Below are 19983 nucleotides of genomic sequence, written 5' to 3'. Positions count from 1 at the left end.
ATTAAACCCGTTCAAACGATTCGACACGTGCGCCAACCGGGGTACCGGTAGCCAGGCCCAGGGACTTCATGCGCTCACCTTCGATGCGCGCCACTTCCTCGGCTGGAACCATGTAACCCTGGTCGTCACGAGCAGCGTGGGCGACGAAGACCGCGATGGTACCGATCAGGCTTGCGCCGACCAGCCACCAGATGTGCCAGATGAAGGCGAAACCGAACACGGTCAGCAAGGCACCCATGAACACACCGGTAGAGGTGTTGTTCGGCATGTGGATCGCTTCGTACTTGGCTGGAACCTTGTAGGCAACACCGGCTTCCTTGGCTTCGTGCCAGGCATCCAGGCCGACTTTCTCAGGCATGGTGGCGAAGTTGTAGAACGGTGGTGGCGACGAAGTCGACCATTCCAGGGTACGGCCGCCCCATGGGTCGCCGGTCACGTCCATGTTGTCCTTGCGGTCGCGGATCGACACGTACAGCTGGATCAGCTGGCAAGCGATACCGAACAGGATCAGCACGGCGCCGACAACGGCTACGTACAGGTAGGGTTCCCACAGTGGGTTGTCGGAGTGGTTCAGACGACGGGTCATACCCATGAAGCCCAGTGCGTACAGCGGCATGAAGGCCACGTAGAAACCGGAGATCCAGAACCAGAAGGCAGCTTTGCCCCACTTCTCGTTCAGGGTGAAACCGAAGGCTTTCGGGAACCAGAAGGCGAAGCCGGCGATGTAGCCGAATACCGCACCACCGATGATCACGTTGTGGAAGTGAGCGATTACGAACAGGCTGTTGTGCAGAACGAAGTCAGCACCTGGAACAGCCAGCAGTACGCCGGTCATACCACCGATCGAGAAGGTCACCATGAAGCCCAGGGTCCACATGATCGGCGCGGTGAAACGCAGACGGCCCTGGTAGATCGTGAACAGCCAGTTGAACAGCTTCACCCCGGTTGGGATCGAGATCAGCATGGTCGCCAGACCGAAGAAGGTGTTGACGCTGGCGCCCGAACCCATGGTGAAGAAGTGGTGGAGCCATACCGCAAAGCCCAGCACCGCGATCGCGCCCGAAGCGTAGATCATCGACTTGTGGCCGAACAGGCGTTTGCCGGCGAAGGTCGAGGTGACTTCCGAGAACACGCCGAAGGCCGGCAGGATCAGGATGTAAACCTCAGGGTGACCCCAGGCCCAGAACAGGTTGACGTACATCATCGGGTTCCCACCAAGCTCGTTGGTGAAAATGTGGAAGTCCAGATAACGGTCAACGGTCAGCAGAGCCAGTGCAGCGGTCAGGATCGGGAACGAAGCGACGATCAGCACGTTGGCCCAGGTGCAGGTCCAGGTGAAGATCGGCATGTCCATCAGCTTCATGCCAGGCGCGCGCATTTTCAGCACGGTGGCGAGGAAGTTGACACCCGTTAGCGTCGTACCCAGGCCCGATAGCTGTAGCGCCCAGATGTAGTAGTCGACACCCACGCCAGGACTGTACTGGATACCCGCCAACGGTGGATAAGCGACCCAGCCGGTCTTGGCGAACTCACCAACACCCAGCGAGACGTTGACCAGCACGACGCCGGACACCAGCAGCCAGAAGCTCAGGGAGTTGAGGAACGGGAAGGCAACGTCACGCGCACCGATCTGCAGAGGCAGGGCCAGGTTCATCAGGCCGGTGAAGAATGGCATTGCCATGAAGATGATCATGATCACACCGTGAGCGGTGAAGATCTGGTCATAGTGTTCGGGCGGCAGGTAGCCCTCGGATCCGCCGGTGGCCATGGCCAGCTGCGTGCGCATCATGATGGCGTCGGCAAAGCCGCGCAGCAGCATGATCATCGCGACGATGATGTACATCACCCCGATCTTCTTGTGGTCGACCGAAGTCAGCCACTCGGACCACAGGTAGGTCCACTTCTTGAAATAGGTGATAGCACCAACGAGCGCGAGACCGCCGAGCGCGATCATGGCAAGCGTCACCATGACTATCGGCTCGTGATACGGAATCGCATCCAGACTTAGTTTACCGAACATCTCTTACTCCTCTGCCCCAGCAGCTGAATGCATACTCACGTCCATCCCTTCGGTACCGGCCGCTTCTTTGCTCTGCTCTTGTTCGTGGACCGGCCGGCCGCGGTTCATGCCTTCGTACTTGTCGACGATGGACTGGAACTGCTCAGGCGAGGCCACGCTGTACAGCGCGACTGGATTGTTTTCGCTTGTTTTGGCCAATGCTGCGTATTCAGCGGCATCCAGCTTTTTAGGCGATTGCTTGACTTCGTTCACCCATGCTTCGAAATCGGCCTGGGAGGTGGCGGTTGCCTTGAACTTCATACCGGTGAAACCAGCACCGCTGTAGTTGGCGGAGATACCGTCGAACTCACCGTTCTCGTTGGCGATCAGGTGCAGTTTGGTGGTCATGCCAGCCATTGCGTAGATCTGCCCGCCCAGGCCCGGGATGAAGAAGGAGTTCATCACCGAATCCGAGGTCACGCGGAAGTTGACCGGAGTGTTGGCCGGGAAGACGATCTTGTTGACCGTGGCAATGCCTTGTTCCGGGTAGATGAACAGCCATTTCCAGTCCAGGGCGACCACGTCGATCTGCACCGGCTTCACGTCGGAAACCAGCGGACGATACGGGTCCAGCTCATGGGTGGTCTTGTAGGTCACGTAACCCAGGGCAATGATGATCAGCACCGGGATGGTCCAGACCGCCACTTCGATCTTGGTCGAGTGCGACCAGTCCGGGGTGTAGGTGGCTGCCTTGTTGGAAGCGCGGTACTTCCAGGCAAACGCCAGGGTCATGAAAATGACAGGAATCACCACCAGCAACATCAAGCCGGTAGCGATCAGGATAAGGTTCTTTTGCTCAATGCCGACCTGGCCCTTCGGGTCGAGCAGGGTCCAGTTGCACCCACTGAGTAAAAGCATGCCTAAAAAGGGCAGAATGCCAAACAGTCTGGGGTAACGCTTTTTACTCATCTCACGACCTCTAGAGCAGCTTGCTTCAATGCAATTTGTGTTTTGGTCGCCAACACTTCGTCCTGCCAAGCGTCAGCATTTATGGGATCGAATACGGTCATACCTTGAGGCCAGCTGCGGCGGCTCGGCATAAACCGGGTATTGCGGTGTTTATTATTTTGACTTCAGTAGGCAACAGGCCTGTGTTCAGACCAATTCCATTTGGTGCGGGAAATCACGGAGGGGGGTCAGCCCGGCATCGCCGCAGGCGATGCTCGTCAGAGTCAGCGAAAAGAGCCCTGGAGCTCCTTTAATCCTGCGACTCGCAAGCGGTGCCGAACGGAAATTGGGGGCGATTGTAGATAGGTAACCTATCGTTGACTATGACTTATTGAGCAACAGTCCTTTACCAATTGTGTAACAATCGCGCCCGAAAAATCAGTTTCGCGACAGTTTGTCGCACCCCTTTCAATACCCCTGGAACGCCCGTTCTACAAGGGTTAGAACTTGATCAGGATCAAGTTTGGTGCGACAAACTTTGCAAAGTTGATTGCACAACAGGCTTGCGTCAATACATGACTTTTGTCTAAGCCTGACGGCGGTTGCGGTAGATGCCCAGGGGTACCAGAACGGCGGTCAGTATAAAGGCTACCAGTGCCCATTGCGCCAGGGACAGGCCCATGACCGGCGGGTACGGCGTGGAACAGAAGCCATCGACCTGGAACACCAGCGGCAGCACCGAGGCCAGCGGCAGGCCGTCGACGATCGGTTGCAAGGTGTCGATGCCGCAGCTGACCGCCGGATTGGCGAGGATGTACACGTGGTTACCGGCAGCGGCGATGCCACCGATGGCGCTGAGCACCACCAGGCCTTCGAGCAGGGTCAGGCTGCGCTTGCCGGGCATGGCTGCGCCAATGAAGGCAAACACGGCGATCAGCAGCAACGCATAGCGCTGCAGGATGCAAAGCGGGCATGGCGCCTCGCCGAGCACGATCTGCATGTACAGCGCACCGCCGATCAGCGCCAGGCAGATCACCCCCAGCAGTACCAGAAAGCGCCGTTCCCGATTCAGGCGCGATGTTTGCTCGTTCATTGCTGTTCCTTCGTAGACTGGATGGCTCGACTGCCGATGCGCAATTCTACACGCTGAAGCAGACCATAGAGAGCGGCAAAAGTGCCGTCCCAGGCCCTGGTGAAGAATGGGCAACAGCAGAATACTGATTTGCCACTATCTTAGTCCTGTGGATTACCCTATCATTAACACTGTACAAATAAACAGTATCGAATACATCGATTACCAAAGGCATGTGAGGTGATGAATGGCCGTCGAAGTGGTATACCGCAGCAGCCGCGACCTGGAGCGCTTGTTCATGGATAAAGCCGAAGCAGACCGTCACGACAAGATGCTGGAGCTGGCCGAGCTGCTGGCCGAGGTCCTGAAAAAAGCCGTGCCGTCGCTGAGCGAACAGCAGGTCGAGGATGCCGGTATCTATATGGCGAAAAACCGTGACGTGTTCGCCAAGGCCTTCAAGAGCCAGCCCGACGCCCTGTCCGAGCTGCTCGCCGAGGGCGCCGCCGAGTAGGCGCCGTTCAGTTGTAGATCATCTGCTCGGCGAGCATCTGCGCCACTCGCGCCGGCGAGCGTTTTTCCGCCTGGGCGTGGGCGAACACTTCGGTCAGGCGCGAGGGAATGCGCGCCAGGTGCGCGGTAATGGTGCCCAGGTCCTCGCCACGGTGCTTGAGCGCCACATAGATCAACCCGCCGGCGTTGATCACGTAATCGGGCGCATACAAAATGCCGCGGCTTTCCAGCTGGTCGGCCACCTGCAGGGTGGTCAGCTGATTGTTCGCCGCCCCCGCCACCGCCGCACAGCGCAACTGCATCACGCTCTGGCCGGTGAGTATCGGCCCTACCCCGCACGGGGCAAAAATGTCGCAGGGCGTGCTGATCAACATTTCATTGGCCACCGGCCGGGCATTGAACTGCTCGATCGCCAGTTGCACCCGGCCCGGGTCATGGTCACTGACCAATAGCTCGGCGCCCGCGGCATGCAGCTGCTCGGCCAGGGCGTAGCCGACATTGCCCAAGCCCTGCACGGCGATGCGCAAGCCTTCGAGGTTGTCACTGCCCAGGCGCGCCATCGAGGTGGCGCGAATGCCGGCGAACACGCCCATGGCCGCATGGGGTGACGGATCACCGGCAGCGGTGGTGCTGGTGACGTGTTGGGTGGTCTGGGCGATGCAGTCCATGTCCAGGGTCGAGGTGCCGCTGTCCACGGCCGTGATGAAGCGCCCCTGCAGGGTTTCGACGAAGCGCCCGAACGCCTCGAACAAGGCCGCGCGGTTTTCCACATGGGGGTTGCGAATGATCACCGCCTTGCCGCCACCCAACGGCAACCCGGCCAGGGCGGCCTTGTAGCTCATGCCCTGGGCCAGGCGAATGGCGTCGACCATGGCGCTGTCGTCGTCCGGGTAAGCCAGGTAGCGACAGCCTCCCATGGCCGGGCCCAGGTGTTCGCTATGAATGGCGACCACTGCTTTGAGGCCGGTCGGCGGGTCGATGCACAGGTGCAGCGACTGCGTGCGAGTGCTTTGCATGAGAGCGAACATCGGCAGGCTCCTCGATGAGGTGCTGATCCCAGTATAGGTCGCGCTTTACACCCCGATGACAACACTCGGACCACTGGACGAAAGGCCGCGCCAGCGCTACAACAGAAGCTTGAGCGGAGGTTGTGATGAACCCACGTAGTGCCTGTCTGGCTTGCCTTGAACGTGACCCGGTCGCCTTGCTGGAGGCGGCGCTGTGGATCGCTGCCGAGCACGATGACAGCGTGGTGCCTGCGCGCGTCATGGCCGAGGTTCAGGCCCTGCAGCAGGAAGTCAGCACCGGGCTGCCGATGCTGCCGCTCAGCGAACTGGCCCAGCCGTTGTTACGCCGCCTCAACGCCCTGGGCTTCCAGCAGGACGAATACCACCCGCTGCGGCCCCAGGCGGCGCTGCTCGACAAAGTCATGCAACGCCGCCGCGGCCAGCCCCTGGCCTTGGCCCTGCTGAGCCTGGAACTGGCCCGCGGCCTGTCGATCCCTCTTGAGGGAGTGAACTTCCCCGGGCACTTTCTCTTGCGCGTGCCCGGTGCCGACCATCTGCTCGACCCCTGTGGCGGCCGACGCCTGTACCCGGCCGATTGCCGCGAGCTGCTTGGCCGTCAGTTCGGCCCGCAACTGGCCTTGAGCGCCGACCACCTGCTGACCGCCAGCCCGCTGCAGATGCTCCAGCGCCTGTCACGCAACCTGCGCCAGCTGCACGCCAGCCACGACGATCATCTCGAAGCCCTGAAGGACGCTGAACGGGTGTTGCAGCTAGGCCCTGGCACTGCCGCCGACTACATGGCCCGCGCCACCCTGTATCAGCACCTGGAGTGCCCCCAGGCCGAACGCTTCGACCTGGAGCACGCCTTGCTGCTCAGCGACGATCCAATCCAGCGCTTGCGCCTGACGGAACGCCTGAGCCATCTGCCACCAGCGTCGCAATCGGTGCACTGACATTCTGCTCCGGGCTGAGCAGCATGATTTATGGTGCGTCGGGCTGCCTCGACGGATGAGCCTGGGCAAACGCCGAATGCGCCTCGGCCAGGGCCGCGACCCGGCGAATGCGCGGGAAGCCACTGAGGTCGATATTGAAGCGCTCGGCGGCGTACAACTGCGGAACAAGGTAGACATCGGCCAGCCCCGGCTCGTCGCCAAAGCAGAAGCCCTGGTCACCGATCAACTGCTCGACCGCGGCAAGGCCCTGGCTGATCCAGTGGCCGATCCACTGGTTGACCTGGGCGTCGTCATGACCCAGGCCGCGCAGCTGATTGAGCACGCTGACGTTGTGCAGGGGGTGGATGTCGCAGCCGATCAGCGCCGCCACGCCACGCACCTGGGCCCGGCGCAGCGGGTCCTGGGGCAACAGCGCGGGTTGTGGATAAACTTCTTCCAGGTACTCGATGATCGCCGGCGACTGCACCAGCAGCTCACCGGAGTCGATCTTCAGCGCCGGCACTCGCCCTTGCGGGTTGAGGGCCAGGAACTGTGCTTCGCGCTGTTCGCCCTTGAGCAGGTTGACCGGCACCTGCTGGACCTCCAGCTGCTTGAGCGCCAGGGCAATGCGCACCCGGTAGGATGAGGTCGAGCGGTAGTAACCAAAGAGTTCCATGGCCCTGCCCTCTCAGTGCGCCGGCAGGATCTTGCCGCGGCACTCGCCGAAGCCGATCGAGGCCACGCCGTCGCGCTTGCAACGGGCACGCAGGATGATTTCGTCGCCGTCCTCGAGGAACTTGCGCACCTCGCCCGAGGCCAGTTCGACCGGTTCCTTGCCGCCCTGGGTGATTTCCAGCAGGCTGCCGAACTGGCCAGGCTGGGCACCGGACAGGGTGCCGGAGCCGAACAGGTCGCCCGGCTGCAACTGGCAACCGTTGACGCTGTGGTGGGCAACCATCTGCGCCACGGTCCAGTACATGCTCAAGGTGTTGCTCAGGGTCAGGCGATGGGCTGGCAGGTTCTGCTCGCGCATGCGCTCGGTCAGCAGCAGCACTTCCAGCTCGATATCAAAAGCGCCATTGGCCTGGTCGCGTTTGTCCAGCAGGTACGACAGCGGCTGCGGATCACCTTCCGGGCGCGCCGGCTGGGCGCAGCGGAACGGCTCCAGGGCTTCGGCAGTGACTACCCACGGCGAAACGGTGGAGATGAAGCTCTTGGACAGGAACGGCCCCAGCGGCTGGTATTCCCAGGCCTGGATGTCACGCGCCGACCAGTCGTTGAGCAGGCAGAAACCGGCGATGTGCTCGGCGGCTTCGGCCACCGGAATCGAATCGCCCATGTCGTTGCCCTGGCCGATCCAGATACCCAGTTCCAGCTCGTAGTCCAGACGCGCGCACGGGCCGAAGCTTGGTTCGCTCTGGCCAGCGGGCAGGGTCTGGCCTTTTGGCCGGCGCACGTCGGTGCCCGAGGGGCGAATGGTCGAGGCGCGGCCGTGGTAACCGATCGGCACATATTTATAGTTGGGCAGCAGCGGGTTGTCGGGGCGGAACAGCTTGCCAACGTTCTTGGCGTGCTCGATGCCGACATAGAAGTCGGTGTAGTCGCCGATGCGCGCCGGCAGGTGCAACTGGCATTCGCTGGCCGCATGCAGCAGCGGCTTGAGCGCGGCCTGGTGCTCGCTGTGCTCGCCGAGCAGCTCCAGCAGGCGCTCGCGCAGGGCCACCCGGGCGCCACGACCAAGGGCGAAGAAAGCGTTCAGCGCACCACCACGGGTGGCCTCGACTGCGGCGCGGGCCTGGCCGTCGAACAGGCCGGCGGCCAGCACTGCTTCGAGGTCGAGGATGGCATCACCGATGGCCACGCCACAGCGCGGCGCCTGGTCCTTGCGGCTGAAGATGCCCAGCGGCAGGTTCTGCAGCGGGAAGTCGCCGTGGCCGTTGGCGTGTTCTACCCAACTGCGGGCAAGGGCGGACTGATTCATGGGTTATCTCCGATTCGGGGTAAAGGTGCTCGGCAACGAGGCCCAGCAACTATCGTAGTCGGCCTGCAATTGCGGGCATTCGAGCGCATGACGGCTCGGGCGCAGCACCTGGCTGGTCTCGAACATGAAGGCCATGGTGTTGTCGATCTTGTTCGGTGCCAGCTCTACGGCGATAGCCTTGCTGCAGGTCTCGGCATCCGGGCCGTGGGCGCTCATGCAGCTGTGCAGCGAGGCACCGCCGGGCAGGAAGCCTTCGGCCTTGGCGTCGTACTCGCCCTTGATCAGGCCCATGAACTCGTTCATCAGGTTGCGATGGAACCACGGTGGACGGAAGGTGTTCTCGGCCACCATCCAGCGCGGCGGGAAGATCACGAAGTCGAGGTTGGCCATGCCCGGTACGCTGGTCGGCGAGGTCAGCACGGTGAAGATCGAAGGGTCCGGGTGGTCGAAGCTGACCGTGCCGATGGTGTTGAAGCGGCGCAGGTCATATTTGTACGGCACGTTGTTGCCGTGCCAGGCGACTACGTCCAGGGGCGAATGATTGAGCTGGCAGCCCCACAGTTCGCCGAGGAACTTCTGCACCAGCTGCACCGGGGCGTCGGTTTCTTCGTAATGGGCCACCGGCGCGAGGAAATCGCGCGGGTTGGCCAGGCCATTGCTGCCAATCGGCCCCAGGTCCGGGATGCGCAGCGGCGCACCGTGGTTCTCGGCCAGATAGCCACGGGCCTTGCCGTCGAGCAGTTCGACGCGAAACTTCAGGCCACGGGGCAACACGGCGATCTCCAGCGGCTCGACTTCCAGCACGCCCAGCTCGGTGACGATGCGCAGGCGACCTTGCTCAGGCACCAGCAGCAGTTCGCCATCAGCGTTGAAGAACACCCGCTCCATGGAGCGATTGGCGCAGTAGGTATAGATGCTGATGCCGGCCGGTTTCTCGCCTGCCGAGTTGGCCGCCATGGCCACCCAGCCGTCGATGAAGTCGGTGGCCTCGCTCGGCATCGGTTGCGGGCTCCAGCGCAGGCGGTTGGGCGTCACCGGGCCCAGCGGGCCACCGGCCAGTTGACGCTGCAGGCGCTCGAAGCGCGGGTGCAGGGCCGAAGGGCGAATGCGGTACAGCCAGGTGCGGCGCTGTTCGTTGCGGGCCATGGTGAAGGCAGTGCCGGAAAACAGTTCGGCATACAGGCCATACGGGGCTTTTTGCGGCGAGTTCTGCCCGACCGGCAGCGCGCCAGGCAAGGCTTCGCTGGCGAATTCGTTGCCGAAACCGCTCTGGTAGCCAAGGACGGGGGTGTTATCGAGGTTCATCGAGCCTCCGGGCCCAGTGCAGGCCGGTCAATGGCAGTTGGCTGCGGGCCTTGAAGGAATGGCAGCGCTTCTGCGTTATTTTTATCGTAATTACATTACGCATAACGTAATTTGATTGGTGAAGACCGTCAAGCTATAAAGACGCCCATCTAACTCCCCGGATCGACTCCCCCATGGCCAAAGCCAGCTCCCCCGCCGACAGCTCCGGCAAACAGAAGGTCCGCTCGGCCGAGGTCGGCACCGACATCCTCAAGGCTCTGGCCCAGTTATCGCCGTCCACCTCGCTGTCGCGCCTGGCCGAGCACGTCGACATGCCGGCGAGCAAGGTCCACCGCTACCTGCAGGCCTTGATCGCCAGCGGTTTTGCCGAGCAGAACCCGGCCACCAACCATTACGGCCTCGGTCGCGAAGCCCTGCGCGTGGGCCTGGCCGCGCTTGGCGGGATGGATGTATTGAAAGAGGCGGCGCTGCCGCTGTCGCAACTGCGCGACGAGCTCAACGAAAGCTGCTTCATCGCCGTGTGGGGCAACCAGGGCGCCACCGTGGTCAACATCGAGCCGGCGGTGCGCGCGGTTACCGTGGTCACCCAGATCGGTTCGGTGCTGCCCTTGCTGACGTCCTCCACTGGCCTGGTGTTCGGCGCTTACCTGCCAGAACGTGAAACCATCGAGCTGCGCGAGCAAGAGCTGGCCGCATCAGGTCACAGTGCCGACGAATACCAGGCATTGTTTGCGACCATCCGCCAACGCGGCCTGCATCATGTGCATGGCCTGCTGATGCCCGGTGTCGATGCGCTTTCCGCTCCTGTGTTCAACGCCGTGGGCAAGATTGCCGCAGTGCTGACCGTGGTCGGCCCGACCTCGATTTTCCACGCGGATGAACAGGGCCCCGCTGCGCAACAACTGCTGGCCACCGCCAGGACCATCAGTTGGCGCATGGGGCATGAAGCCTGAGCCAGTCTCGTCAGGCAGGAACCGTTCGCTCCAGGTGTTTGAGGAACAAGGTGAGTTCATCGTCCAACGCCTCACCGACGCTGGAGACTGTTTCCGAACCCGCCTTGCCAAAGTCGGCGACCAGCTTTTTCAGCAGCTCGGTGGTCGGCGAGCCGGGACCCTTGGACAGCTTCGATAACGCTCTGGCGAAGCGCCCTGCCACGCCGGAAATCGACACGACCCCCACAGCCGTGACAACAAACCACTTCAAGGCTGAAGCCCGATCGCCATCCTCGTAGGCCAGCGCACCTTGCACGAACGAGCGCAGGGTCAGCACCACGTTCAGCGCCAGGGTGGCCGGTGGAAAGGGAATCGAAAGAATCGCCGCAACGCCGATGGCGACCTCGAAGAGGATGCCCCAGATTCGTTCGGCCACACTGGTGGTGTCGGCGTCCACATCGGCAATGATCCGCTCGACCATCACGTCGAATTCATAGGCAAGATCGGTCACGCGCTTATAGTCGCTGATCGCCTCGAAGACCATTGCCTGACCATCAGCTGCTCGTTCAACACTGTCGATCAGGCTGCCGATGGCCGGCTGATCATCGATGCTCACGCGCAGGTAGAAATAGTCCTGCAGCGCTTCCCATTGAAGCGCCAACGCTTGCGGCGTACGGAAGATCAGGTCATCCGGCGCATCGGGGGTGTAGACAAGATCTTCGACAACGCTTTGCGATACGTTCCTGAACAGGTACACACCCTCGACCCTTCGGCCCCTCAGGGCCAGCTGGAACAGACCGTTCTTGCCAGAGGTCCGCTCACCGCCAACGACCGCGGGCTCCAGATCAACCAGCTTGTCGACAGCAATGCCCAGCCACCCGCTCTGCTCGGACGTCAGGCGCCCCGCCATGCTTTCACTCAGCCAGGCGCGGCGGACCTGCAAACGCAGCAGCTCGCGGTGAAGCAGGCGACGGCGCTTGTACTGTGGCTCAACGGGGTCGAGCAGGCGCCGGCGAATCATCTGGATGTAGCGCTCACCCAGCCTGGCAGATCGAATGTAGCCATCGACAGAGGGACGATCGAGTCGCGACAGGTCCTGGCCGATGGTGGAGGTGATTCTGGCAAAGTCGGCGAAGTTGAAACTGCTGTCGTAACCTTCAATGACCGTGCGGGTGAGCGTCTTTATGCCACCGTCCTCAAGCTCCACCAGTAGGGTATCAGGGTCTATATCAGACGCAGGTAGAAGCTTCTTGATCCAGTCCTGCACCTGGCGATGGGCGTATTTGGCAAAGGGCTCGATGGTGTTGAGCTGTTGGTAGGCGTCCTGGATCGCACCCAGTTGAGCATCAACATGGCTCAGTTGCTGGCGTTGAACTCGGGATGCATCGATGAACCACTGAGGCGTGGCCAATTGCTGTTGGTCAAGTAACGCCGAGACCTTCCTGAAAGCAACTTGCGACAACACCCTCGGCCAGCTCGCATCGGGCCAGCGCTCCAGTGCCACTGTTTGTCGGGACCAGGTGCCCGGCAATTTTTGCGTCTGCTTGAGAAACCGACTGAAGCTCATCCTGGCGTTGACTGGCACTTGGCCAAGCAGATAGGTTTGCCCCTGGTCGGTCAGGGCCCACCGGGCAATTTCCAGGCTGAGCTGCCCAACATTGCTGAACACCCGCAGATCCGCTTCCGGCGCGCCAGGGGCATAGAGCAGGAAACGATGATCGTCCTGCGAGCCAAAACTAAGGTAGAGCATATCCTTGAACGCCAACTGCAAGGGCTCAAGGATCACCGCACCCGCGTCGATCCCAAGCGCAGCCAGGGCGCCGGTATGGTTGCGAGCAGCTTCCAGAGCGTCGCAAGCCTCCCGGTCGAACCCTTGGTAGCGCGCGGCCAGGGCGCTCAAGGCCAACCGTGCATTGACCACGTCGCTCATCAGTTGAGGGCCAGAGCCTTCAAGGTAGGAAGACTGCAGCGCTTGCGGATAACTCTGGCGCACCTCAAGTTCATCAATCATTCGTTGAATGACATCCGGTGTCAGCCGCGCCGCCAACGTGTCATCGATGACGTGGGCCTGAAACTCACTGCCGGGGTAACCACCGGACAACACCCACTGCACCAGCGTCATCTCGCGCTCACCCTGTATCGTTTCACCCTCGACGTCCAGTGCATGCCTGACTCGAACGCGCAGTAGCCCGGCATCTGTCTCGACACCCAAGGCCTGCAACAGGTAAGCGGCGATCTGCGCAGCGGCATAGTCCTCAACGCTGGCCCTACCTTGCAGGTGTTCATCGACCCGTTGCTGGCACAAAGCAACAGCGCCTTCGCGCAACTCGAAGGCGGTACGTTGTTCACCCTCAAGAACACGTAACCATTCAGGCAATTGAGCGTGGCGGTGCTGCCTGAGCCGGGTTGCGAGACGTTGTTGCAGCAGAGCGTGGGCAGGAACCCCGCGCAGGGCTTGGCGGACATCGTCTACCTGTTGTCGAAACGGACTATCGCTCAGCGATACCAGGCTCAATAGCGGCGTGTGGCCTTGCGCAAGTAGCTGTTTTATTCCGTGCGGCAACGGCTGCACCAAGGGATCCTTGGCAGCCGGTGCGCACAGGCGCAGCGTCATCCTGTCGATGAATCGCCGCGCATCCCCCTGCTCTTGCAACCCCTCCTGCAGGCTGTAAAACCAGAGTTTGCTGGTGGATGACGGGGCGAACGACTCGCTGATGACAAACGCCAACGGCAACATCGCCGTCTCTCCCTGAATATCGAGGGTCAGAATGCGAACGTGCTCATCGGGATCGAAAATCTGCTCCTCCAGCGCTGCCATTTCCGGCTGCTGCCAGGGATGGCGCAAAGCAAAGTAGCGCAGATCGAAAAAAAACAATTTCGACAGGTGCACAAACAGGCTCAGCGGCTTAGTACTCGGCTTGCGTGCCCTCTCCCAGAAACTGATCAGCGCCGCGTCCTGCAGCGTTGCCACCGACTCAAGCTGGCGCTGGATTTCAAAAGTGCTGCTGGTCATTTCCAGCAGCAGTGTCTCCAGAGTACTGTCGTCGTAGCTCAACGCGGGTGTGTCAAGCGAACGGGTCGATTCCATATGCTGATGTCCGTTGGTGGTTGATAGTCATAACGCGACTAATTGACTTGCCCACCTTCAGGGAAATTTCAGCGAAACCCGTCCCGGTTGCTATCTCTGGAAAGTGCCCAGGCTCCCGTTTTTTCAAACCCAATGAATTGCCCTACAGCTAACTAAAGCAACAGCCCATTTCCATATAAGAATAAGAGGACAGTGTGCACAGTTGCTTACACTCGCTTACTGACTTTCGTGAAACAGCGGGTTACTGTCTTGGGGGCTGACTGTTACCTGAGTTGTAACAGTGAATGTCAGAAATACCTATTTTTCCGATTCTGACAGGCGCCTATTCTGGTTACACCAAGACGGTGCTGACGCCAAATGAAAGCGTCAGCCCATTCCATCAACCGGCGTGCACACCCCGCCTGATGGCGTCTTCTCCAGGTTCACCGACGTTGATTTTGAAGCTCCTTGATCTGCGTCTTACTTGGCCGCTGCACTGCAGCGGCCTTTTTTATGCCCGCGATTTAGTCGTCGTCGGCGTCATCAAAGTGGAATCGGTGCAACAATCGGTGAGCGATGGGCGCCAGGATCAGGCCGATGCTGGCGACGAACACCAGGCCGACATACAGGCCGTAACCTGCGAAAAACAGCTTGCCGCCAATAGACTCGGGAAGGATCACCGGCCCTACCCCGCCCAGCAGCAAGGTGGCGTTGAACACGGCATCGTGCCAGGGCACTTGCGGCTCGAAGTACAGATGGCCAACCACGCCAAACAGGATCGAGCCGATCAGCAACAGGCAGGCCGCGATCCCGTGCCACATCAGGCGATAGCCGAACTGTCGGGTAGAGATGACAGCGTCCGTTCTGGATTCGTACATCCTCTGTGCTCCTGCAACCAAGGTGGCCGTCCAGCATAGGCAACTTCAGCCGGCGACCACAACCTTGGGCCAGGTTCAGCCCTGTGGATACTTCTGCAGGTTGGCCATCATCTGTTGCAGGGCTTCGAGGCTGTCCTTGGGATGTACGGCGTTGTCAAAGCTGCCGATCTGCTGCCAGTTGGCAGCGATGTCTTCAGGCGAAAAACCCTCGCGCGGGTCGAAGCCAACACCCAGGCTACGCTCCCAGCGCACCTTGCCGACCCAGCCGCCGCCAACTTCATACAAGCCGCCGCTGTCCTGGCAGGCGTCACTGCCCAGGTACACCACCAGCGGGCTGACCAGCTCGGGCTTGAGTTGTTCGAACACCTGTGGCGGAATCAGCCCTTCGGTCATGCGCGTGCCACCCGTGGGGGCGATGGCGTTGACCAGGACGCCATGCTTGCGCCCTTCGATGGCCAGGGTGCGGGTCAGGCCATACAGGCCGAGCTTGGCCGCGCCATAGTTGGCCTGGCCGAAGTTGCCATAGATGCCCGAGGTCGAGGCGGTGAAGATCACCCGCCCCCAGTTCTGCTCGCGCAAGTGCGGCCAGGCGGCGCGGGTGACTTTGTAGGCCCCTTCGAGGTGTACCTGGTAGACCTGCTCCCAGTCGCTGTCGTCCATTTTGTGGAAGGTCTTGTCGCGCAGGATGCCGGCATTGTTGATGACGATATCGACGCGGCCGAAGCTGTCCAGGGCCTGTTCGACAATGCGCTGGCCATCGGTGACCGAGTCATGGTTGGCCACGGCCATGCCGCCCGCTTCACAAATCTGCGCCACCACCCGGTCGGCAGCCGAGGCGCTGGCGCCTTCACCGTGGGTCGAGCCGCCCAGGTCGTTGACCACCACTCGCGCGCCATGGCGGGCAAACAGCAGGGCATGGGCGCGACCCAGGCCACCGCCAGCGCCGGTGACAATCACCACTTTATCGTCCAAGCGAATCGTCATGCTCAGTTCTCCAGCAGAACAAGGGAGGGATGCCCGAGTGTCGACCAGCCGCGGCTGGCACACAATCAAGCGGGCAGGCGCTGAATGGCAGGCGATAAGGCCAGGCGATGATTGCGCACGCCGGGCCGCTCAGGACCAGGCGACTTTCTGCGGCACACTCACCAAGGGTTGTTCACGAAACGCCAGGTAATGGCGCAGCACCTGTACCGGTGCTTCGGTATGGGGGTAATGACCGATGCCCTGGAGCATCACCGTATCGGCATTGGGCACCAGCTCCTGGTAACGCTCGAGCATATGCGCTCCGGACACCGGATCGACCGCGCCGTTGATCAGCCGCAGCGGCACCCCTTCGGCCTGCATCGCGCCAACCCAGCGCTCGCGGTGGGCGACCCGCTCGGGCAGGTAGGCAATGAGCTTGTGCAGGATGCGCGTGCCACGGTTGGAAGCAATCAGGCTCCAGTAATCGTCCAGCGCACTCTCGCTGGGATGGGTGCAGGGGCCGTAGATCTGGGTAACGTGGCGCACCAGGTCATCGCGCCCGAACGAGCGCCCGACCAGCCAGCCCAGGCGGCTGAGCAGCAGTTTCTGGATCATCAGCGGCCGATGACGCTCGGGGAACAGACCGCCATTGAGGAACACGCAACTGGCGATCTGCACCCGGCCCTCATGGTGGCGGGCGAGCAACTCCTGGGCGACGCTGCCGCCATAGTCATGGCCGAGCACATGCACCGGCTGCTCGACCTGCAGGTGCGCCAGCAGCGCCTGTTGCAGGTCGGCCTGTTCCAGCAGGCTGTAGTCATGATGCAACGGTTTGGCCGAATCGCCAAAGCCGAGCATGTCACAGGCAATCACCCGGAAACGCTGGGCCAACGGCGCCCACAGGTAGTGCCAGTCCCAACTGGCGGTGGGAAAGCCATGAATGAGCAGTAGCGGTTCGCCCTGCCCTGCGCTCCAGTAACGAATGGTCTGGCCACGGAACGCGAAATTCAGGCCCCGGGTCCGCCAGACGCACAATGGAATCTCGGCCAAAGGCATCACAGTGGTCCCGGTAAGTGACAGGTAGTCGTGTTGGGCAAGGCATCGGCTACGATCATTGCAATCACCTCGGCACATACGTGTGCTCTATTGATCGTCAGTCTAGTCAGGCAGGCCCTGGCCGAGAGTTGCGTTGGCAGCCAGCTTATTGACCTTGGGAGTCAGGGCGCAAAATAGCGAGGTGAATCACAGCAGCAAGGTCAGCAACGGCGCGGCAAACAGATTGAGCAGGCCGGTGAGAACCATCACCAGGCCGGCCACCGAACCCTCTTCACCGCCCACTTCATGTGCGCGACTGACACCCGCCCCATGGGCGCCGACGCCGAACAGCGCGCCACGGGCCAACGGCGTGCGCAGCGGCAGGTACTTGAGCAGCACGCCACCAAACATCGCCCCGAGCACTCCGGTGAACATCACGAACACCGCGGTCAGCTCCGGCACGCCGCCCAGGTCCTTGGCCAGCGGCATGGCAAAGGGCGTGGTGATCGAGCGCGGCACCAGCGACAGGCTCACCGAGCTGTCCAGTGCCAACAGCTGCGCCAGGCCCCAGGAACTGCCAATCGAGGCCGCACTGCCGACCAGCATGCCGAGGGTCAGGGCCGGCCAGTGGCGGGCGAGCAAGGCGCGCTGTTGCCAGATCGGTACGGCAAAGGCCACCGTGACCGGGCCCAGCACCGACATCAGCCAGTGAGTGTTGCGCGCGTACTCGGCATAGGCGGTGTGCAGCGGCACGGCGATCGCCAGCAGCACGGCCGGCACCAGGATCAACGGTGACAGCAGGTAACGCCCGGTGCGCTGGTACAACCAGCGGCTGCCAAGATAGGCCAGCAGGGTCAGGGCCAGCCAGAACAGCGGCATCGGCTCAAGCGTCATGGCGCAACCTCCAGCGGCAGATCCACTCCACCGTCACCGCCGTCACCACCATCACCAACAGGGTACTCACGCCGATCACCAGCAAAATCCGCCAGCCCTCATCGCGCAGCAGGCTGCCGTAATCAAGCAGGCTCATCAGCGCCGGAATAAAGAACAGCAGCATCTCGGCCATCAACAACCCGGCACCGAGCTGCAACATGGCCGGCTTGAGCACACCCAAAGCAAACAGCAGCAGCAACAGCGCAAGGCCCATGACCCCGCCGGGAATCGGCCAGGCCAACCAGGCGGCCAGCAGGCCACCGACCTTATAAAGAGCAAGCAACACCGCAAGCTCGGCGAGCAGGCGGACAAATCGGTTTAACGCAGGGGGTTTCATCGCGGGGGTCCTCTCAGGCCTGTATTTTAAAAGCCTGCTCCCCACGCCAAAAGCGAATTGTTAGACTGCCAGCTATTCCAGATTGGAATTCAGGCTATGGAATTCAAACAGCTACGCAGTTTTCTTGAAGTGGTGCACCGTGGCGGCTTTACCCAGGCCGGGCAAACCCTGCACATCAGCCAGTCGGCGGTGAGCAAGCAGGTTGCGCAACTGGAGCAGGACCTGGGCGTGCCGCTGCTGGAGCGCCAGGGCTCGCAGTTGCACCTGACCGCTGCCGGCAAGATCGTGCTTGAACGCGGCGAGGCCATGCTGCGCCTGCGCCAGGAACTGCTCAGCGAGCTCGATGACCTGAGCCAGCTGGCCCGCGGCGAACTGCGCCTGGGCTTGCCACTGCTGGGCAGTGATGCGCTGTTCGCACGGTTGTTCGCCGAATACCGGCGGCGCTACCCGAACATCAGCATTCAACTGTTCGAAGGCGGCAGTCGCAGCGTCGAGCAGGCCGTACTGAGCGGTGAACTGGAACTGGGCGGCAGCCTCACCCCCAGCGACCCGGCCTTTGCCTACCAGCCATTTTGCAACGAGCCCCTCGATGCCCTGCTGCCCACCGAGCACCCTTTAGCCGCTGCCGGCCAGGTCAGCCTGGCGCAACTGGCCGACACGCCGTTCCTGCTTTATCAGCGCAGCTTCGTGCTCAATGACCGATTGCTCGGCGCTTGCCAGCAGTTGGGCTTCACCCCCAGGGAGGGTGGCCGTAGCGGCCAGGCCGACTTTCTCGCCGCGCTGGTGGCGGCCGGCCAGGGGGTGGTGCTGTTGCCCAGTGTGGTGGCCCGCGGCCTGGAACGATCGGGGGTAGTGCGCCTGGCACTGAGCGCGCCGACCGACCTGCGCTGGGACATCGCCTTCATCTGGCGCCAGGGCGCCTACCTGTCGCGCGCCGCCCAGGCCTGGCTGCAGCTGCTGCGCGAGCAGCCACAGCGGTAATGATCAGCCGCGCAGCTTGTTGGCCAGCTCGGCAAGCCACGGCTCGGCGTCGGTTTCCGGGGTAACGGTTTCGCTGGCATCCAGGCGCAGCATCGGCTGAACCTCTACCAGGCCCATCTCGGCGAACAGCTCGCGCAGTTGCTCGCCGCCACCGCAGAAGGTATCGCCATAGCTGGAATCGCCCAGGCCGATCACCGCGCCCTTGAGGCCGCGCCACTCGGCCGGCAGCGCATCGCGAATGGTACTGAACAGCGGCATGAGGTTGTCCGGCAGCTCGCCCATGCCGGTGGTCGAGGTCACGGCCAAAAATGCCTGCGGGGCAAAGCCCTGGATGTCCTGCAGGGTAGCCCGGTGGGCGTGCCAGGCCTCGAAACCCGCTTGTTTGAGCAACTTCTCGGCATGCCGAGCGACTTCTTCGGCGGTGCCATAGACCGAACCGGAAAGGATCACGACTTTCATAGAGGTTTCCGAAACTGAGTAAAAACGTAGGATACTAGCATCAGGCACTGGCAAAAGGCCTTAATCTGCCGCTGTACAGCGACGGTCAATCCACTAGAATCAGCCAGCATGCCCGATCTACAGCCCTTGCGGACCTAACAAGATGATCAATGCCACACTGCTGCAGCGCATGATTGACGCCTCTAACGACGGGATCGTGGTGGCCGAACAGGAAGGCGACGACGACACCATCCTGATCTACGTCAACCCGGCCTTCGAGCGCCTGACCGGCTATGACGCCAACGACATCCTCTATCGCGACTGCCGCTTCCTGCAGAACGACGATCGCGACCAGGGCGCCCGGGTATTGATCCGCCAGGCGATCAAGGATGGCCTGCCAAGCCGGGAAATCCTGCGCAACTACCGCAAGGACGGCAGCGCGTTCTGGAATGAACTGTCCATTACCCCGGTGCTCAATGAGGCTGACAAGCGCAAGTATTTCATCGGCATCCAGAAGGATGTCAGCCGCCAGGTCGAAGCCGAACAGCGGGTAGTCGAGCTTGAGCGCCAACTGGCCGACGCCCGCGCGCGCATCGCGGCGCTGGAAGCCGACCAACGGTCTTAACAAACACGCCGTTTGGTTGTCCATGACGGTGAAGAAACGC

At 61.8% G+C, this 19983-nt stretch carries 19 protein-coding genes; 5 read left to right on the top strand and 14 right to left on the bottom strand.

The window, feature by feature from the left end; genetic code table 11:
* Nucleotide 1 precedes the first annotated feature (1 nt).
* From cyoB to ACZ9A3_RS01045, 3 genes are all read right to left on the bottom strand, one after another.
* Nucleotides 2-2020, bottom strand: a complete 2019-nt coding sequence (cyoB, locus tag ACZ9A3_RS01055) for a cytochrome o ubiquinol oxidase subunit I (protein WP_045196135.1) — start codon at nt 2018-2020, stop codon at nt 2-4.
* A gap of 3 nt (nt 2021-2023) precedes the next feature.
* Nucleotides 2024-2968: a ubiquinol oxidase subunit II gene (cyoA, locus tag ACZ9A3_RS01050; protein ID WP_045196132.1), complete on the bottom strand. Its 945-nt coding sequence runs from the start codon at nt 2966-2968 to the stop codon at nt 2024-2026.
* Between the two features lie 565 nt (nt 2969-3533).
* The gene (locus ACZ9A3_RS01045; protein ID WP_045196130.1) at nt 3534-4040 is read right to left on the bottom strand and encodes a disulfide bond formation protein B; all 507 of its coding nucleotides are present in this window, start codon (nt 4038-4040) and stop codon (nt 3534-3536) included.
* Between the two features lie 226 nt (nt 4041-4266).
* Here ACZ9A3_RS01045 and ACZ9A3_RS01040 point away from each other — a divergent pair, with 226 nt between their 5' ends.
* Nucleotides 4267-4530, top strand: coding sequence for a YebG family protein (locus ACZ9A3_RS01040; protein ID WP_045196128.1), 264 nt, complete (start codon nt 4267-4269; stop codon nt 4528-4530).
* Between the two features lie 7 nt (nt 4531-4537).
* Here ACZ9A3_RS01040 and ACZ9A3_RS01035 read toward each other — a convergent pair whose 3' ends face one another.
* Nucleotides 4538-5557 (bottom strand): Leu/Phe/Val dehydrogenase, encoded by a 1020-nt coding sequence (locus ACZ9A3_RS01035; RefSeq protein WP_045196126.1) that lies wholly within the window; start codon nt 5555-5557, stop codon nt 4538-4540.
* A 125-nt stretch (nt 5558-5682) separates the two neighbouring features.
* On the opposite strand from ACZ9A3_RS01035, the gene ACZ9A3_RS01030 reads away from it, so the two are divergent.
* On the top strand, nt 5683-6489 hold the full coding sequence (locus tag ACZ9A3_RS01030; protein ID WP_045196124.1) for a SirB1 family protein: 807 nt from the start codon (nt 5683-5685) through the stop codon (nt 6487-6489).
* A 28-nt stretch (nt 6490-6517) separates the two neighbouring features.
* On the opposite strand, the gene maiA is transcribed toward ACZ9A3_RS01030, so the two are convergent.
* The 3 genes from maiA to hmgA are packed head-to-tail and all read right to left on the bottom strand — an operon-like array spanning nt 6518 to nt 9754.
* Nucleotides 6518-7144, bottom strand: a complete 627-nt coding sequence (gene maiA / locus ACZ9A3_RS01025; RefSeq protein ID WP_093388023.1) for a maleylacetoacetate isomerase — start codon at nt 7142-7144, stop codon at nt 6518-6520.
* Between the two features lie 12 nt (nt 7145-7156).
* Nucleotides 7157-8449 carry a fumarylacetoacetase gene (gene fahA, locus ACZ9A3_RS01020; RefSeq protein ID WP_258596451.1) on the bottom strand — a complete coding sequence of 431 codons (1293 nt, stop codon included), beginning with the start codon at nt 8447-8449 and terminating at the stop codon, nt 7157-7159.
* A gap of 3 nt (nt 8450-8452) precedes the next feature.
* Complete coding sequence (hmgA, locus tag ACZ9A3_RS01015) at nt 8453-9754, bottom strand: homogentisate 1,2-dioxygenase (protein ID WP_045196118.1); 1302 nt, start codon at nt 9752-9754, stop codon at nt 8453-8455.
* Nucleotides 9755-9927: 173 nt separating this feature from the next.
* Between hmgA and ACZ9A3_RS01010 the strand changes: the two genes are divergently transcribed.
* Nucleotides 9928-10707, top strand: a complete 780-nt coding sequence (locus ACZ9A3_RS01010; RefSeq protein ID WP_093388018.1) for an IclR family transcriptional regulator — start codon at nt 9928-9930, stop codon at nt 10705-10707.
* A 10-nt stretch (nt 10708-10717) separates the two neighbouring features.
* Here ACZ9A3_RS01010 and ACZ9A3_RS01005 read toward each other — a convergent pair whose 3' ends face one another.
* The 6 genes from ACZ9A3_RS01005 to ACZ9A3_RS00980 form a co-directional block, all read right to left on the bottom strand.
* The gene (locus ACZ9A3_RS01005) at nt 10718-13774 is read right to left on the bottom strand and encodes a hypothetical protein (RefSeq protein WP_476252046.1); all 3057 of its coding nucleotides are present in this window, start codon (nt 13772-13774) and stop codon (nt 10718-10720) included.
* Nucleotides 13775-14277: 503 nt separating this feature from the next.
* Nucleotides 14278-14631 carry a hypothetical protein gene (locus ACZ9A3_RS01000; protein ID WP_045196112.1) on the bottom strand — a complete coding sequence of 118 codons (354 nt, stop codon included), beginning with the start codon at nt 14629-14631 and terminating at the stop codon, nt 14278-14280.
* Between the two features lie 75 nt (nt 14632-14706).
* Nucleotides 14707-15615 (bottom strand): SDR family oxidoreductase, encoded by a 909-nt coding sequence (locus tag ACZ9A3_RS00995; RefSeq protein ID WP_371128689.1) that lies wholly within the window; start codon nt 15613-15615, stop codon nt 14707-14709.
* Nucleotides 15616-15744: 129 nt separating this feature from the next.
* On the bottom strand, nt 15745-16650 hold the full coding sequence (locus tag ACZ9A3_RS00990) for an alpha/beta fold hydrolase (protein WP_258716360.1): 906 nt from the start codon (nt 16648-16650) through the stop codon (nt 15745-15747).
* 186 nt (nt 16651-16836) lie between these two features.
* Complete coding sequence (locus tag ACZ9A3_RS00985; protein WP_476252045.1) at nt 16837-17523, bottom strand: LrgB family protein; 687 nt, start codon at nt 17521-17523, stop codon at nt 16837-16839.
* Nucleotides 17513-17899: a CidA/LrgA family protein gene (locus tag ACZ9A3_RS00980; RefSeq protein WP_093388007.1), complete on the bottom strand. Its 387-nt coding sequence runs from the start codon at nt 17897-17899 to the stop codon at nt 17513-17515. The genes ACZ9A3_RS00985 and ACZ9A3_RS00980 overlap by 11 nt, the downstream gene beginning before the upstream one ends.
* Nucleotides 17900-17995: 96 nt before the next feature.
* Between ACZ9A3_RS00980 and ACZ9A3_RS00975 the strand changes: the two genes are divergently transcribed.
* Complete coding sequence (locus ACZ9A3_RS00975; RefSeq protein ID WP_476252044.1) at nt 17996-18880, top strand: LysR substrate-binding domain-containing protein; 885 nt, start codon at nt 17996-17998, stop codon at nt 18878-18880.
* 3 nt (nt 18881-18883) lie between these two features.
* Here ACZ9A3_RS00975 and ACZ9A3_RS00970 read toward each other — a convergent pair whose 3' ends face one another.
* On the bottom strand, nt 18884-19339 hold the full coding sequence (locus ACZ9A3_RS00970) for a flavodoxin (protein ID WP_045196103.1): 456 nt from the start codon (nt 19337-19339) through the stop codon (nt 18884-18886).
* A 142-nt stretch (nt 19340-19481) separates the two neighbouring features.
* On the opposite strand from ACZ9A3_RS00970, the gene ACZ9A3_RS00965 reads away from it, so the two are divergent.
* Nucleotides 19482-19943, top strand: a complete 462-nt coding sequence (locus tag ACZ9A3_RS00965; RefSeq protein ID WP_045196101.1) for a PAS domain-containing protein — start codon at nt 19482-19484, stop codon at nt 19941-19943.
* Nucleotides 19944-19983: the final 40 nt, after the last annotated feature.

The sequence above is a fragment of the Pseudomonas sp. TE4620 genome (genome assembly GCF_056279045.1).
This window is presented reverse-complemented; position numbering and strand designations above follow the sequence as displayed.